Source organism: Escherichia albertii NBRC 107761 = DSM 17582 (genome assembly GCF_000759775.1).
In the GTDB taxonomy this organism is placed as follows: domain Bacteria; phylum Pseudomonadota; class Gammaproteobacteria; order Enterobacterales; family Enterobacteriaceae; genus Escherichia; species Escherichia albertii.
The window spans coordinates 1-16032 of record NZ_BBMY01000036.1 but is presented as its reverse complement, the minus strand read 5'-3'; the positions used below and the strand labels follow the sequence as shown (position 1 = coordinate 16032).

The following is a 16032-nucleotide window of genomic DNA, read 5'->3' as shown; positions in this document are numbered from 1 at the left end:
ACTTTACAGCAAACCGGCATGCTTAAGCGCCGCTTTGACACACTCACGACCATTCTCCGTAAGTGGCGTCATTGGCAAACGCAGCGTATCGGTCGCCACAAGACCCAGCTCCTTACATGCCCATTTCACCGGGATTGGATTGGGTTCGACAAATAGTTTGTTGTGTAATGGCATCAGACGTTGGTTAATAACGCGAGCCTCGGCAAAATGCCCTTCTGCCGCCAGTTTGCACATCTGAGCCATATCACGCGCTGCGACGTTAGCCGTAACGGAAATAACGCCATGACCACCTAACTGCATAAAATCCAGTGCGCTCGCGTCATCGCCGCTCAGCAGAACAAAATCATCTGAAACCAGCTCTTTGATCTGATTTACACGTGTTAAGTTCCCTGTAGCCTCTTTGATTCCGATAATATTTTTTACTTCCGCCAAACGCCCCACCGTTTCCGGCAACAGATCACAGCCAGTACGGGACGGCACATTATACAGAATTTGCGGCAGGTCAGTATGTTCAGCGATGGCTTTGAAATGCTGATATAAACCTTCCTGCGATGGGCGGTTGTAGTAAGGCGTTACTGTCAGACAGCCGACAATACCACTGTCGTTGAAACGCTGCGTCAGGCTAATGGCTTCTGTGGTGGCATTCGCGCCAGTTCCGGCAATCACCGGAATACGTCCGTCAGCCAGATCCAGCGTCATCATTACCACATCGCCATGCTCGTCGTGGTTCAGCGTGGCGGACTCACCCGTGGTGCCAACAGAAACGATCGCCGAAGTACCGCTGGCGACATGATAATCAATCAGTTTTTTTAAGCTAGCCCGACAGACATTACCTTTTTCATCCATCGGAGTAACAATCGCGACAATACTTCCCGTGAACATGGGCCATCCTCTGTGCAAACAAGTCTCTCAATGGTACGTTTGGTGTGGCATTAAAAGCAAGCAAACAGAACCGTTCTGATTGTTGTATGCATGTTTTTTTTATGCTTTCCTTAAGAACATCTCACCCCCCCCTTAAAGGAATAACCAGTTTGACACTGTCATCGCAACATTATCTGGTGATCACTGCGCTGGGTGCCGATCGCCCAGGAATTGTGAATACCATCACTCGTCATGTCAGTAGTTGCGGCTGTAATATTGAAGACAGTCGCCTGGCGATGCTGGGAGAAGAGTTCACGTTTATCATGCTGCTTTCCGGCTCATGGAACGCAATCACCCTGATTGAATCAACGTTACCGTTGAAAGGCGCCGAGCTGGATCTTTTAATCGTGATGAAACGGACGACTGCCCGTCCGCGTCCGCCGATGCCCGCATCTGTCTGGGTTCAGGTCGATGTGGCCGATTCCCCGCATTTAATTGAGCGCTTTACTGCGCTTTTCGATGCGCACCATATGAACATTGCAGAACTAGTATCGCGCACGCAACCTGCTGAAAATGAAAGAGCTGCGCAGTTGCATATCCAGATCACCGCGCACAGCCCAGCGTCTGCAGATGCGGCAAATATTGAGCAAGCGTTCAAAGCGCTATGTACAGAACTCAATGCTCAAGGCAGTATTAATGTCGTCAACTATTCCCAATATGATGAACAGGATGGAGTTAAGTAATGAATCCACTGAAAGCCGGTGACATCGCACCGAAATTTAGCTTGCCGGATCAAGACGGAGAACAAGTTAATTTGACCGACTTCCAGGGACAGCGTGTTCTGGTTTATTTCTACCCGAAAGCCATGACCCCCGGCTGTACCGTACAGGCCTGCGGCTTACGCGATAACATGGATGAGTTGAAAAAAGCGGGCGTTGATGTGCTGGGTATCAGCACCGACAAACCCGAAAAACTGTCCCGTTTTGCAGAAAAAGAGCTGCTTAACTTTACGCTCCTGTCTGACGAAGACCACCAGGTATGTGAACAATTCGGCGTCTGGGGCGAGAAATCCTTCATGGGCAAAACCTACGATGGAATTCATCGCATCAGCTTCCTGATCGACGCTGACGGCAAAATTGAACACGTATTTGATGATTTCAAAACCAGCAATCACCACGACGTGGTGCTTAACTGGCTGAAAGAACACGCCTGATTACTTTTCTCTATTCCTTGCCGGCTGCACTTGCAGTCGGCACATCTCACATCTTCTCTCCGCCCTACGACACTCGTTTCAACGCCTTTTCGCTAAAGGTCAATCTTGCGCGATTTGTCCATCAGGCCAGGCGTGAATCACCGCTTTGATCAGCGTTGCCAATGGAATGGCGAAGAATACGCCCCAGAATCCCCACAAACCGCCGAAGATAACCACCGATAAAATAATCACCAGCGGATGCAGGTTAACCGCTTCGGAGAACAACACCGGCACTAACAAGTTGCCGTCCAGCGCCTGAATAATCAGATACACCGCGAAGCAACTCCAGAACTCGGTGCCTGCGCCAAACTGGAATAGCGCCACGCCAACCACCGGAATAGTCACGACAAAGGCGCCGATATACGGAATAAGCACCGAAAACCCAACCAGTACCGCCAGCAACAGCGAATAGTTCAGCCCGAAGAGTAAGAAACCCAGCCAGGTGGCTATCCCCACCACCACCATCTCCAGCACTTTGCCACGGATATAATTGGTGATTTGCTGATTCATCTCCTTCCAGACCTGCCCGGCCAGACCGCGGTTACGCGGCAACACCCGACGAACAGCATTCAGCATTTGCTCTTTATCTTTCAGCAGGAAGAAAACCATCAGCGGCACCAGCACCAGATAAACAGCAATCGTCAGTAAACCGACCAGCGAGGCGAGAGAAATTTTCACCACCGAGTCGCCCATGCTGAGCATCCGACTGCGCATATTTTCAGCCATTGCATCAATAATCCCCGCATCCATTAATGCGGGATAACGGCGCGGTAGCGTGGCAGCAAAATCAGAAAGTTTATTAAGCATCCCCGGCATATCGCGAATTAAGTAAATACCCTGCTGCCAGGCGACAGGCAGCACCACGAACGCCATCAGTAACAGGATGCCCACAAACAGAATCAGCACAATTGATGTCGCCCAACGACGGGAACAACCAATAGATTGCAGGCGGACAGTCGGCCATTCCAGTAAATAGGCCAGCACTATCGCCACCAGCAGCGGTGCAAGTAAGCCGCTAAAGAAAAAGATAATGCCAAAACCGGCAACTAAAATAACCAGCAAGGCAATCGCTTCCGGGTCGCTAAAGCGGCGGCGATACCATTGCATCAACATTTCGAGCATAAAGACCTTCCCTGAACCTCAAAAGCGGGATTGCGATCCATAATTGTATCGAAATGTCACAAAAAAGACTTCGCTTTTTATGATGGATTCAGGAAACTGAAAAGTCGTTTGAGTGGGCTAATCTTCGCCGTTACACTCAAAAGCAGTGCGGCGGGAACGATATTTCACAGTATCGGTCAAATGACTATCTCCAGAAAACAGGACAGAGGTTATGTTCAGGCAGTTGAAAAAAAACCTGGTTGCAACCCTCATTGCTGCCATGACTATCGGTCAGGTAGCCCCGGCGTTTGCCGATAGCGCAGACACCTTGCCGGATATGGGAACCTCCGCAGGAAGCACGCTTTCCATTGGTCAGGAAATGCAGATGGGCGACTATTATGTCCGCCAGTTACGCGGCAGCGCGCCGTTAATTAATGACCCACTGTTAACGCAATATATTAATTCGCTGGGTATGCGTCTGGTTTCGCATGCCAATTCAGTTAAGACGCCGTTCCATTTCTTTCTGATCAATAACGACGAAATTAACGCCTTTGCCTTCTTTGGCGGTAACGTGGTGCTGCACTCTGCCTTGTTCCGTTACTCCGATAACGAAAGCCAACTGGCTTCGGTCATGGCACACGAAATCTCCCACGTCACCCAACGTCACCTGGCGCGAGCGATGGAAGATCAGCAGCGTAGCGCGCCGCTGACCTGGGTCGGCGCGTTAGGTTCTATTTTACTGGCAATGGCCAGTCCGCAAGCGGGTATGGCGGCATTGACCGGTACGCTGGCGGGAACGCGTCAGGGGATGATCAGCTTCACTCAACAAAACGAACAGGAAGCAGACCGTATTGGTATTCAGGTACTGCAGCGCTCGGGATTCGATCCACAGGCGATGCCGACCTTCCTCGAAAAATTACTCGATCAGGCGCGCTACTCTTCACGCCCACCAGAAATTTTGCTGACTCACCCATTGCCGGAAAGCCGTCTGGCGGATGCCCGCAACCGTGCCAACCAAATGCGCCCGACGGTGGTTCAGTCATCAGAAGATTTTTATCTGGCAAAAGCACGCACGCTTGGGATGTATAATTCCGGGCGTAACCAGCTCACCAGTGATTTGCTGGATGAGTGGGCCAAAGGTAATGTGCGTCAGCAACGGGCGGCGCAATATGGTCGCGCTTTACAGGCGATGGAAGCCAATAAATTCGATGAAGCGCGGAAAACACTGCAACCATTGCTGGCGGCAGAACCGGGTAATGCATGGTATCTCGATCTGGCAACGGATATTGACCTCGGGCAGCACAAAGCCAGCGATGCGATCAATCGGTTGAAAAATACCCGTGATTTACGCACCAACCCGGTGTTGCAGCTCAACCTGGCGAACGCTTATCTGCAAGGCGGTCAACCGCAGGAAGCAGCCACTATTCTGAATCGCTACACCTTTAACAATAAAGATGACAGCAATGGCTGGGATTTGCTGGCCCAGGCGGAGGCCGCCTTGAATAATCGCGATCAGGAACTGGCGGCGCGGGCGGAAGGTTATGCGCTCGCCGGGCGGCTCGATCAGGCCATTTCATTGTTAAGTAGCGCCAGTTCACAAGTAAAATTAGGCAGTCTACAACAGGCCCGCTACGATGCGCGTATCGATCAGTTGCGTCAGTTGCAGGAACGCTTTAAGCCTTATACCAAGATGTAATACGCATTAAAGGAAGAACAATGACCAAACAGGTAAAAATCTACCATAATCCGCGCTGTTCAAAGAGTCGCGAAACGCTGAACCTGCTGAAAGAAAACGGCGTGGAGCCAGAAGTAGTGCTCTACCTTGAGACCCCCGCCGATGCGGCAACGCTGCATGCATTGCTGAAAATGCTGGGTATGAAAAGCGCCCGTGAATTGATGCGCCAGAAAGAGGAGCTTTATAAAGAGCTGAATCTGGCTGACAGTTCACTTAGCGAAGAGGCGCTGATTCAGGCGATGGTGGATAATCCGAAGCTGATGGAACGCCCGATTGTGGTCGCCAATGGCAAAGCGCGGATTGGTCGTCCACCGGAGCAGGTGCTGGAAATCGTTAGTTAACGTCAGCCATTGTCGCATATTGCCGGATGCGATGCTTACCGCGTCTTATCCGGCCTACGCGTGCAATACAAATGCCTTGTTACAGCTTCAGGATCTCTTTCACAAACGGGATGGTCAACTTACGTTGTGCGGTAATCGACGCCCGATCGAGCTGATCCAACGTCATAAATAGCGTGCGCATCTCTCTGTCCAGACGCTTCAACAAGAAACGTCCCACATCTTCCGGCAACTCAAAACCACGCAAACGCGCGCGTAACTGTAACGCCTGCAACTTATCTTCATCAGAAAGCGGCTGCAATTTGTAGATCTGCCCCCAGTCAAGACGCGATGCAAGATCCGGGAGTCCCAGATTCAGCTGCCGCGGAGGACGATCGCCAGTGATCAACAAGCGCGTGTTGCCCGATTCCAGAATGCGGTTGTAGAGATCGAAAATCGCCATTTCCCACAACTCATCGCCGGCAATACATTCAATATTATCGATGCAGACCAGAGACAGTTGTTCCATACCGTCGAGCACTTCGGGAACAAACCAGGTGCGTTTGTCCAGCGGGACATACCCCACCGCATCGCCACGCTGCGATAGTTCCGCGCAAGCCGCGTGCAGCAGATGGCTGCGCCCCGCGCCTTCGCGTGCCCAGAGATAGATGTAACCGCTATGTTCCTGACGCAGCACGTTTTGCAGCGCGGCCAGTAAAGAGGAGTTATCCCCCGGCCAGAAACTTGCAAAGGTTTCGTCGTCAGGAAGATAAAGTGGCAAAGAGAGCTGTGCCGGTGTGTTCAGAGATACCTCAACCAGGATTTCAAAAAATCGTGAGAAGTTTACCACAGAATTCTATGATGTTAGAACCGGGCAGCAGTACTGCCCGGTTGGTACATTATTTTTCTGTTATCTCTGCATCTTCTGCGTCCAGTACGACTTCTTCCGGGCGCAGTATGCTAATCAGTTTGAAGATCAGGCTTAAGCCAATGCCGACGATGGTTGCCAACGCCATGCCTTTCAGCTCTGCCGCACCAATGTTTACCTTCGCACCGCTGACGCCGATGATCAGAATGACCGATGTCAGGATCAGGTTCTGTGCTTTGTTGTAATCCACTTTTGATTCAATCAGCACACGAATACCTGAAGCGCCAATCACACCGTAAAGCAGCAGCGAAACCCCGCCCATAACCGGTAATGGGATCATCTGAATCGCGGCAGCCAGTTTACCGACGCAAGAGAGCAGGATGGCGAAAATCGCCGCACCGCCGATAACCCAGGTGCTGTATACGCGGGTGATCGCCATAACGCCGATGTTTTCACCGTAGGTGGTGTTTGGTGTGGAGCCAAAGAAGCCGGAGATGACCGTCGACAATCCGTTAGCAAACATCGAACGATGTAAACCGGGGTCGCGCAGAAGATCTTTTTTCACGATATTGGCCGTTACCACCAGATGCCCGACGTGTTCGGCAATAACCACCAGCGCCGCAGGCAGGATGGTCAGAATGGCGAACCACTCAAAGCGAGGTGTATAGATGGTCGGCAGAGCAAACCAGTGAGCGTTAATAATCGGCGTGGTATCGACAATTCCCATCGCGAAGGAGAGCGCGTAACCCACCAGCACGCCAATCAGAATTGGAATAATCGCCAGGAAGCCACGGAACAAAACAGAACCTAAAACCGTAACTGCCAAAGTGGTAATAGAGATGATGATGGTTTTGGAATCTGGCGTTTGCCCTTCAGCAGGCAGTAAGCCCGCCATGCCAGCCGCGACCCCCGCCAACTCCAGACCAATGACGGCAACGATTGCCCCCATTGCCGCAGGTGGAAACAGCACGTCCAGCCAGCCGGTTCCCGCTTTCTTCACAATAAAAGAAACCAGACAGAACAGCACGCCGCACATAATAAAACCGCCCAGCGCGACTTCATAACCTAACGGCAACAACAACAATACCGGGGAAATAAAGGCAAAGCTGGAACCGAGATAAGCAGGGATTTTCCCTTTACAGATGAAGAGATATAGCAGCGTCCCGATACCGTTAAATAACAGTACGGTCGCCGGGTTAATATGAAATAAGACGGGCACCAGGACGGTTGCACCAAACATGGCGAATAAATGCTGCAAACTAAGCGGGATTGTCTGTAAAAGTGGCGGTCTTTCACTCACCCCGATAGCACGGCGCGTCATAGTATTATCCTCTGTATATTTTGTGTTATAGGCGCTTTACTCAAAAAAAAGCCGACTCTTAAAGTCGGCTTTAATTATTTTTTATTCGTTATTTCGTACCAAAGATTTTGTCACCGGCATCGCCGAGGCCCGGAATAATGTATCCGTGCTCGTTCAGCCCCTGGTCAATCGACGCAGTATAAAGTTCAACATCCGGGTGCGCTTTTTCCAGCGCAGCGATACCTTCCGGCGCAGCCACCAGCACCAGCACTTTAATGCTGCTGCAACCTGCTTTTTTCAGCAGGTCAATGGTCGCGATAACGGAACCACCGGTTGCCAGCATTGGGTCGACGATCAGCGCCATACGCTCATCAATGTTCGACACCAGCTTCTGGAAGTAAGGTACCGGCTCCAGCGTTTCTTCGTTACGATACATACCAACTACGCTGATACGCGCGCTCGGAACATTTTCCAGCACGCCGTCCATCATCCCCAGACCCGCGCGCAGAATTGGCACCACGGTAATTTTCTTACCTTTGATCTGGTCGATTTCTACCGGGCCGTTCCAGCCTTCGATGGTTACTTTTTCTGTTTCGAGGTCGGCGGTCGCTTCGTAAGTCAGCAGGCTACCCACTTCGGAAGCGAGTTCACGAAAGCGCTTGGTGCTGATGTCTTGCTCACGCATCAGTCCCAGCTTGTGTTTGACGAGTGGGTGTTTGACTTCCACGATCTTCATACTCTTTCTCCTTTGAGGGGCAGCCACAAAAAAAATAGACGGATTATACCGCCTTTCTTTAAGCTGGCAATATTATTTTCGTTGACTTTAGTCAAAATGATAACGATTTGAGATAAAGTTATTTTATATTCAAATGGTTACGAAAGAAGATTATTCCATCTGAAAACCATTCTTTGCCTTCATGCAAGTTTTCTTTCGCCACACGAATGGTCAAAAGAAGCGAAAAAAGGTTGTGTAAAGCAGTCTCGCAAACGTTTGCTTTCCCTGTTAGAATTGCGCCGAATTTTATTTTTCTACCGCAAGTAACGCGTGGGGACCCAAGCAGTGACCGATAAAACCTCTCTTAGCTACAAAGATGCCGGTGTTGATATTGACGCGGGTAATGCTCTGGTTGGAAGAATCAAAGACGTAGTGAAGAAAACGCGTCGCCCGGAAGTCATGGGCGGCCTGGGCGGCTTCGGTGCGCTGTGCGCGTTGCCGCAAAAATATCGCGAACCCGTGCTGGTTTCCGGCACTGACGGCGTAGGCACCAAGCTGCGTCTGGCAATGGATTTAAAACGTCACGACACCATTGGTATCGATCTGGTCGCTATGTGTGTTAACGATCTGGTGGTGCAAGGCGCTGAACCGCTCTTTTTCCTCGACTATTACGCGACCGGAAAACTGGATGTTGATACCGCCTCTTCGGTGATAAGCGGTATCGCCGAAGGTTGTCTGCAATCCGGCTGTGCGCTGGTGGGCGGCGAAACGGCGGAAATGCCGGGGATGTATCACGGCGAAGATTATGACGTTGCGGGTTTCTGTGTTGGAGTGGTAGAAAAATCAGAAATCATCGATGGTTCTAAAGTTAGCGACGGCGATGTGCTGATTGCACTCGGATCCAGCGGCCCGCACTCGAACGGCTACTCTCTGGTGCGCAAAATTATTGAAGTCAGCGGTTGCGACCCACAAACCACCGAACTCGACGGCAAACCGTTAGCCGATCATCTGCTGGCGCCCACTCGCATTTACGTGAAATCAGTGCTGGAGCTAATCGAAAAAGTTGATGTGCACGCCATTGCTCACCTGACCGGCGGCGGCTTCTGGGAAAATATTCCGCGTGTATTACCGGAAAACACTCAGGCTGTCATTGATGAATCCTCCTGGCAGTGGCCAGCAGTGTTTCACTGGCTGCAAACGGCAGGCAACGTCAGCCGCCATGAAATGTATCGCACCTTCAACTGCGGCGTCGGGATGATTATCGCCGTGCCTGCTCCGAAAGTGGACAAAGCCCTCGCCCTGCTCAATGCCAACGGTGAAAACGCGTGGAAAATCGGTATCATCAAAGCTTCTGATTCCGAACAACGCGTGGTTATTGAATAATGAATATTGTGGTGCTTATTTCCGGCAACGGAAGTAATTTGCAGGCAATTATTGATGCCTGCAAGGCCAACAAAATTAAAGGCACCCTACGGGCAGTTTTCAGTAATAAGGCCGACGCGTTCGGCCTTGAACGCGCCCGCCAGGCCGGTATTGCAACACATACACTTGTCGCCAGCGAGTTTGACAGCCGTGAAGCTTATGATCGGGAGTTGATTCATGAGATCGACGTTTACTCTCCCGATGTCGTGGTACTGGCCGGTTTTATGCGCATTCTCAGCCCGGCATTTGTTTCCCACTATGCCGGGCGTTTGCTGAATATCCACCCCTCCCTGCTACCGAAATATCCCGGCTTGCATACCCATCGTCAGGCACTGGAAAACGGCGATGAGGAACATGGTACATCGGTGCATTTCGTGACCGATGAACTGGATGGCGGCCCGGTTATTTTACAGGCTAAAGTTCCGGTTTTTGCCGGTGATACGGAAGATGAAATTACAGCCCGCGTGCAAACTCAGGAGCACGCCATTTACCCACTGGTGATTAGCTGGTTTGTCGATGGTCGCCTGAAAATGAACGAAAACGCCGCATGGCTGGATGGTCAGCGTCTGCCGCCGCAGGGCTATGCCGCTGACGAAGAGTAGTATCCCCTTTTAAAGCGCCAGCGTTGGCGCTTTAGCTCATCTGTAAATCGCAGGCTCCAGCAGTTTTTTTCCCCCTTTTCTGGCATAGTTGGACATCTGTCAATATTGCTCGCCATAATATCCAGGCAGTGTCCCGTGAATACAACGGAGTAAAAGTGGTAATGGGTCAGGAAAAGCTATACATCGAAAAAGAGCTCAGTTGGTTATCGTTCAATGAACGCGTGCTTCAGGAAGCGGCGGACAAATCTAACCCGCTGATTGAAAGGATGCGTTTCCTGGGGATCTACTCCAATAACCTTGATGAGTTCTATAAAGTCCGCTTCGCCGAGCTGAAGCGACGTATCATTATTAGCGAAGAACAAGGCTCTAATTCTCACTCCCGCCACCTGCTGGGAAAAATTCAGTCCCGGGTGCTGAAAGCCGATCAGGAATTCGACGGCCTGTACAATGAACTGCTGCTGGAAATGGCTCGTAACCAAATTTTCCTGATCAATGAACGCCAGCTCTCCGTCAATCAGCAAAACTGGCTGCGTCATTACTTTAAACAGTATCTACGTCAGCACATTACGCCGATTTTAATTAACCCTGACACTGATTTAGTCCAGTTCCTGAAAGATGATTACACCTATCTGGCAGTAGAAATTATCCGTGGCGATACTATCCGCTATGCGCTGCTGGAAATCCCGTCAGATAAAGTACCGCGCTTTGTAAATTTACCGCCGGAAGCGCCACGGCGTCGCAAACCTATGATCCTTCTGGATAACATTTTGCGTTATTGCCTGGATGATATTTTTAAAGGCTTCTTTGATTATGATGCGCTAAATGCCTATTCGATGAAGATGACCCGCGACGCCGAATACGATTTAGTGCATGAGATGGAAGCCAGCCTGATGGAGCTGATGTCTTCCAGCCTGAAGCAACGTTTAACCGCAGAACCAGTACGTTTTGTTTATCAACGCGATATGCCCAATGCGCTGGTTGAAGTGTTGCGCGAGAAACTGACCATTTCCCGCTATGATTCCATCGTACCCGGCGGTCGTTATCACAATTTTAAAGACTTTATTAATTTCCCCAACGTCGGCAAAGCAAACCTGGTGAATAAGCCGCTGCCGCGTTTACGCCATATCTGGTTTGATAAAGCTCAGTTTCGCAACGGTTTTGACGCCATTCGCGAACGCGATGTTCTGCTCTATTATCCTTATCACACTTTTGAGCACGTACTGGAACTACTGCGTCAGGCTTCGTTCGATCCAAGTGTACTGGCTATTAAAATTAACATTTACCGCGTGGCGAAAGATTCTCGAATCATCGATTCGATGATCCATGCGGCGCACAACGGTAAGAAAGTCACCGTAGTCGTTGAGTTACAGGCGCGTTTCGATGAAGAAGCCAATATTCATTGGGCAAAACGACTGACTGAAGCGGGCGTGCACGTGATTTTCTCCGCGCCGGGGCTGAAAATTCACGCCAAACTATTCTTGATCTCACGTAAAGAAAACGGCGAAGTCGTGCGTTACGCACACATAGGAACGGGGAACTTTAACGAAAAAACCGCACGCCTTTATACCGACTATTCGCTGCTGACCGCCGATGCGCGCATCACCAACGAAGTACGGAGAGTGTTCAACTTTATTGAAAACCCATACCGCCCGGTGACATTTGATTATTTAATGGTGTCGCCGCAAAACTCCCGCCGTCTGCTGTATGAAATGGTGGATCGCGAGATTGCCAACGCTCAACAGGGACTGCCCTGCGGTATTACTCTGAAGCTGAATAACCTGGTAGATAAAGGGCTGGTCGATCGTCTGTATGCGGCCTCCAGCTCCGGCGTACCGGTGAATCTGCTGGTTCGCGGTATGTGTTCATTGATTCCCAATCTGGAAGGCATTAGCGACAATATTCGTGCCATCAGCATTGTCGATCGTTACCTTGAACATGACCGGGTTTATATTTTTGAAAATGGCGGCGATAAAAAAGTTTACCTCTCTTCCGCCGACTGGATGACGCGTAATATTGATTATCGTATTGAAGTGGCGACGCCGCTTCTCGATCCGCGCCTGAAGCAGCGGGTACTGGACATCATCGAAATTTTGTTCAGCGATACAGTCAAAGCGCGTTATATCGATAAAGAACTCAGTAATCGCTATGTTCCCCGCGGTAATCGCCGCAAAGTGCGGGCGCAGTTGGCGATCTACGACTACATCAAATCACTCGAACAGCCTGAATAACCCTATGCCAATACACGACAAATCCCCTCGCCCGCAGGAGTTTGCTGCGGTCGATCTTGGTTCAAACAGTTTCCACATGGTCATTGCCCGTGTGGTGGATGGCGCCATGCAGATTATTGGCCGCCTGAAACAACGAGTGCACCTGGCGGACGGTCTTGGGCCGGATAATATGTTGAGTGAAGAGGCGATGGCGCGCGGTTTAAACTGTCTGTCGCTATTTGCCGAACGTCTGCAAGGTTTTTCTCCCGCCAGTGTCTGTATTGTCGGGACTCATACGCTGCGTCAGGCGCTGAACGCCACCGATTTTCTGAAACGTGCGGAAAAGGTCATTCCCTACCCAATTGAAATTATTTCTGGTAATGAAGAAGCCCGTCTGATTTTTATGGGCGTGGAACATACTCAGCCGGAAAAAGGCCGCAAGCTGGTTATTGATATTGGCGGCGGCTCCACGGAACTGGTCATTGGCGAAAATTTTGAACCCATCCTTGTTGAAAGCCGTCGGATGGGTTGTGTCAGCTTTGCCCAGCTCTATTTCCCAGGCGGGGTTATCAATAAAGAGAATTTCCAGCGTGCACGCATGGCGGCAGCACAAAAACTGGAAACCTTGACCTGGCAATTCCGTATTCAGGGCTGGAACGTCGCAATGGGTGCTTCCGGCACCATTAAAGCCGCCCATGAAGTGTTGATGGAGATGGGTGAGAAAGACGGAATAATTACCCCGGAACGACTCGAAAAACTGGTGAAAGAGGTGTTACGTCACCGTAATTTCGCATCGCTGAGTTTACCTGGTCTTTCCGAAGAGCGGAGAACCGTATTTGTCCCGGGGCTGGCAATTTTATGCGGTGTGTTTGATGCCTTAGCTATTCGTGAACTCCGGCTTTCTGATGGGGCGCTACGCGAAGGCGTTCTGTATGAGATGGAAGGCCGTTTCCGTCATCAGGATGTACGTAGCCGCACCGCCAGTAGCCTCGCTAACCAATATCATATTGACAGCGAACAGGCCAGGCGAGTGCTGGAAACCACTATGCACATGTACGAACAGTGGCGGGAACAGCAGCCGAAGCTGGCGCATCCGCAACTGGAAGCGTTACTACGCTGGGCGGCCATGCTGCATGAGGTTGGGTTAAATATCAACCATAGCGGTTTACATCGACATTCTGCATATATTTTGCAAAACAGCGACTTGCCGGGTTTTAATCAGGAACAACAACTGATGATGGCAACGTTGGTGCGCTATCACCGAAAAGCAATTAAGCTCGACGATCTGCCGCGCTTTACCTTGTTTAAGAAGAAACAGTTCCTGCCGTTAATTCAGCTGCTGCGGCTCGGCGTATTGCTCAACAATCAACGTCAGGCAACAACCACGCCGCCGACTTTAACGCTGATTACCGATGACAGCCACTGGACGCTGCGTTTTCCTCATGACTGGTTTAGCCAGAATGCGCTGGTACTGCTTGATCTGGAAAAGGAGCAAGAATACTGGGAAGGTGTAACTGGCTGGCAGTTGAAAATTGAAGAAGAAAACACACCTGAAATAGCCGCTTGAGGTTTTACGGGCCGGGAGAACCACCGGCCCGTATTATTCAGACATCTTCCCTAATGGGGTCAATTGCATTCAACGACTCAATTAATGGCTGTGGTTTACCAATAAGATAACCCTGCATGTAATCAATCCCCAAAGATTGTACAGCCCGGCGAATATCTTCATTTTCAACGTATTCCGCCACTACTTGCATTTTCTTCATTCGCGCCAGATGGCATATCGACGCCACTATCTGATAATCCAGACTATTTGAGACAATATTGCGAATGAAACTACCATCAATTTTTAATAGATTGGCATTCACATTTTTTAGTCGCGCATAACTGGCATAGCCCGTGCCAAAATCATCAATTGCAATCTGGCAGCCTAACTCCTGAAGATGCTGTAACGTAATCTTCGCCTGCTTAACATTGGTCAGGGCATTGCTTTCGGTAACTTCGAAAATAAGCTGCCATGCTTCTATCTGGTATTTAGCCAACAAACGGCCGATATCAACAGGGAAACGCGCCTGGCACACCGAGGTCGGTGACAGATTAATAGCAAAGCGGTGGGCTGGTATCTTCTCTCTGTTTTCAGCCATAAATTGCAACGTATGCTCAATGACCCACATATCGATACTGGACGATAAGCCAAATTCATGCGCGACCGGCAAGAAATTGTCAGGATTGATGAGTTCATTATTCTCACCTTTCATGCGCAACAAAATTTCGTGATCAACATCGCCGCGCATCCCGGTAATCGGCTGAGCCATCAGGCAAAAATGATCATGTTCAAGTGCCTGTTGTAGCCGATTCATCATCGCCACTTTATCTTTTAATTCACGTTGTAAATACATTGCTCCACGGCGTTGCATATTTTCTGGAGCATTGGTCACTATAGAAAGCTCGGCAACCGTGCTTAGCTCTCCCAGCAACAGATATATGTGATTCACAGGAGAGCGTACATAACAATAACTGACGCCAATTTGTGGTTGCAGTGGCATACCATCCCAAAAGAAGCGAAATTGTTTCAGATGGTTATCCAGCGCGGTTATGCGCTCCTGATGCGATTCTGTATTCAGCCGCAGTGCAAGATCGTTACCTGAGAGCTGATAAACCTCTTCGCCCGGTTGCAGCAACGGCGCCAACCAATGTGAAAGTTTTTGCTTGTATTGAATACGCAACATGATGCCATAGTTTTTTACCAGCATCTCCATGCCTGGAATACGTAAATAGCATAGTGCGGACCAGGGCGCATCACGCAACGCTCGATTCAGGGCGCGAATATTCGGCAGATGGACAACCGGGTCCACATATGCAAGTCTCTGAATGCGCCTGCTAACCACTCTCTGACGGGTAGCCAGAACAGCCATATAATTGACGATAAAGGAGAACACCAGATAACTGGAAGAGGTTATGGTCAGTTGAGTGGTATATCCGTGATAAAAGGGAATGTAATTCTGATAACTATGAATACTGATTATCAGTACCACCGCCCAAAGAAGCGAAATCAACTTATAGCCATAGCGCATCGCTCCCCACATCATCAGCGGCAGCAATAACGACAACGTATAATTAGTGCTAAAGATTGTACTTTTTTCATTCAATGGCATACACAACAACATTAACAACGCTGTGAGTATGAGCCCCCAGAGCACAAATTCTTTTTTGCTAACTTTACTGTCAACCTGCTGTTTTAATTGAGAATAATAGCTACGTAAATAAAAAGGATTTCGCACGGACCGAATAATAAAATAGCACAGAGGAACGCCGATAAGATTCCCCACCAGCAGGGCCTGGTAATTGATTAATGTCCCCAGATTAAAGGGCATAACCCCCACCAGATTTTCCCGACTGGGTAATAGCCCTACGAACGCCGCGAACTGGAAAAGCACCAGAAACAACGTTGCGGGGAAAATAATCTGCCAAAAAACGCGCCGGGAAAGTAAGCGGGCATCGCCGTGTGAAACGTTGTTACGCCGGGGAGTAAAGACCCTGTAGCCTCCCCAGCAAAGAATGATAATAATAATAAAATTAATCGTTAACGAGAGAGTTTCATAAAAACCAAGTTCCGTATACTTGCGAACAAAAATCCCTAACGCGATACCGG

At 49.9% G+C, this 16032-nt stretch carries 14 protein-coding genes; 8 read left to right on the top strand and 6 right to left on the bottom strand.

The features are described from left to right. Positions 1-3: 3 nt before the first annotated feature. Positions 4-882: a 4-hydroxy-tetrahydrodipicolinate synthase gene (dapA, locus tag EA14781_RS08735; protein WP_002461587.1), complete on the bottom strand. Its 879-nt coding sequence runs from the start codon at positions 880-882 to the stop codon at positions 4-6. A 149-nt stretch (positions 883-1031) separates the two neighbouring features. Here dapA and EA14781_RS08730 point away from each other — a divergent pair, with 149 nt between their 5' ends. Both EA14781_RS08730 and bcp read left to right on the top strand, forming a co-directional pair. After that, complete coding sequence (locus tag EA14781_RS08730) at positions 1032-1604, top strand: glycine cleavage system transcriptional repressor (RefSeq protein WP_000176188.1); 573 nt, start codon at positions 1032-1034, stop codon at positions 1602-1604. Beyond that, a complete protein-coding gene (bcp, locus tag EA14781_RS08725; protein WP_001068682.1) occupies positions 1604-2074 on the top strand; it encodes a thioredoxin-dependent thiol peroxidase in 471 nt (156 codons plus the stop codon). Before EA14781_RS08730 ends, bcp begins: the two co-directional genes overlap by 1 nt. A gap of 99 nt (positions 2075-2173) precedes the next feature. Here the strand turns inward: bcp and EA14781_RS08720 are convergent, their stop codons facing one another. After that, the gene (locus tag EA14781_RS08720; protein WP_000892034.1) at positions 2174-3235 is read right to left on the bottom strand and encodes an AI-2E family transporter; all 1062 of its coding nucleotides are present in this window, start codon (positions 3233-3235) and stop codon (positions 2174-2176) included. 211 nt (positions 3236-3446) lie between these two features. On the opposite strand from EA14781_RS08720, the gene bepA reads away from it, so the two are divergent. Further along, positions 3447-4910 carry a beta-barrel assembly-enhancing protease gene (gene bepA, locus EA14781_RS08715; RefSeq protein ID WP_000489680.1) on the top strand — a complete coding sequence of 488 codons (1464 nt, stop codon included), beginning with the start codon at positions 3447-3449 and terminating at the stop codon, positions 4908-4910. A gap of 20 nt (positions 4911-4930) precedes the next feature. Then, the gene (gene arsC / locus EA14781_RS08710) at positions 4931-5290 is read left to right on the top strand and encodes an arsenate reductase (glutaredoxin) (RefSeq protein ID WP_000166443.1); all 360 of its coding nucleotides are present in this window, start codon (positions 4931-4933) and stop codon (positions 5288-5290) included. A 79-nt stretch (positions 5291-5369) separates the two neighbouring features. Here the strand turns inward: arsC and EA14781_RS08705 are convergent, their stop codons facing one another. The 3 genes from EA14781_RS08705 to upp all read right to left on the bottom strand — a co-directional run bounded on the left by EA14781_RS08705 (position 5370) and on the right by upp (position 8170). Further along, positions 5370-6071, bottom strand: coding sequence for a DnaA inactivator Hda (locus EA14781_RS08705; RefSeq protein ID WP_071586055.1), 702 nt, complete (start codon positions 6069-6071; stop codon positions 5370-5372). Between the two features lie 94 nt (positions 6072-6165). Then, positions 6166-7455: a uracil permease gene (gene uraA / locus EA14781_RS08700; protein WP_000198325.1), complete on the bottom strand. Its 1290-nt coding sequence runs from the start codon at positions 7453-7455 to the stop codon at positions 6166-6168. An 88-nt stretch (positions 7456-7543) separates the two neighbouring features. After that, positions 7544-8170, bottom strand: a complete 627-nt coding sequence (upp, locus tag EA14781_RS08695; protein WP_001295473.1) for a uracil phosphoribosyltransferase — start codon at positions 8168-8170, stop codon at positions 7544-7546. A gap of 324 nt (positions 8171-8494) precedes the next feature. On the opposite strand from upp, the gene purM reads away from it, so the two are divergent. The 4 genes from purM to ppx all read left to right on the top strand — a co-directional run bounded on the left by purM (position 8495) and on the right by ppx (position 13947). Continuing rightward, positions 8495-9532 (top strand): phosphoribosylformylglycinamidine cyclo-ligase, encoded by a 1038-nt coding sequence (gene purM, locus EA14781_RS08690; RefSeq protein WP_002461579.1) that lies wholly within the window; start codon positions 8495-8497, stop codon positions 9530-9532. Then, positions 9532-10173 carry a phosphoribosylglycinamide formyltransferase gene (gene purN, locus EA14781_RS08685; protein WP_001028601.1) on the top strand — a complete coding sequence of 214 codons (642 nt, stop codon included), beginning with the start codon at positions 9532-9534 and terminating at the stop codon, positions 10171-10173. Before purM ends, purN begins: the two co-directional genes overlap by 1 nt. 161 nt (positions 10174-10334) lie before the next feature. Then, a complete protein-coding gene (ppk1, locus tag EA14781_RS08680; protein ID WP_000529573.1) occupies positions 10335-12401 on the top strand; it encodes a polyphosphate kinase 1 in 2067 nt (688 codons plus the stop codon). Between the two features lie 4 nt (positions 12402-12405). Next, a complete protein-coding gene (gene ppx, locus EA14781_RS08675) occupies positions 12406-13947 on the top strand; it encodes an exopolyphosphatase (protein ID WP_001121346.1) in 1542 nt (513 codons plus the stop codon). Between the two features lie 37 nt (positions 13948-13984). Here ppx and EA14781_RS08670 read toward each other — a convergent pair. After that, positions 13985-16032: bifunctional diguanylate cyclase/phosphodiesterase (locus tag EA14781_RS08670; protein ID WP_042335536.1), on the bottom strand; the 2048-nt coding region annotated here is incomplete at its 5' end.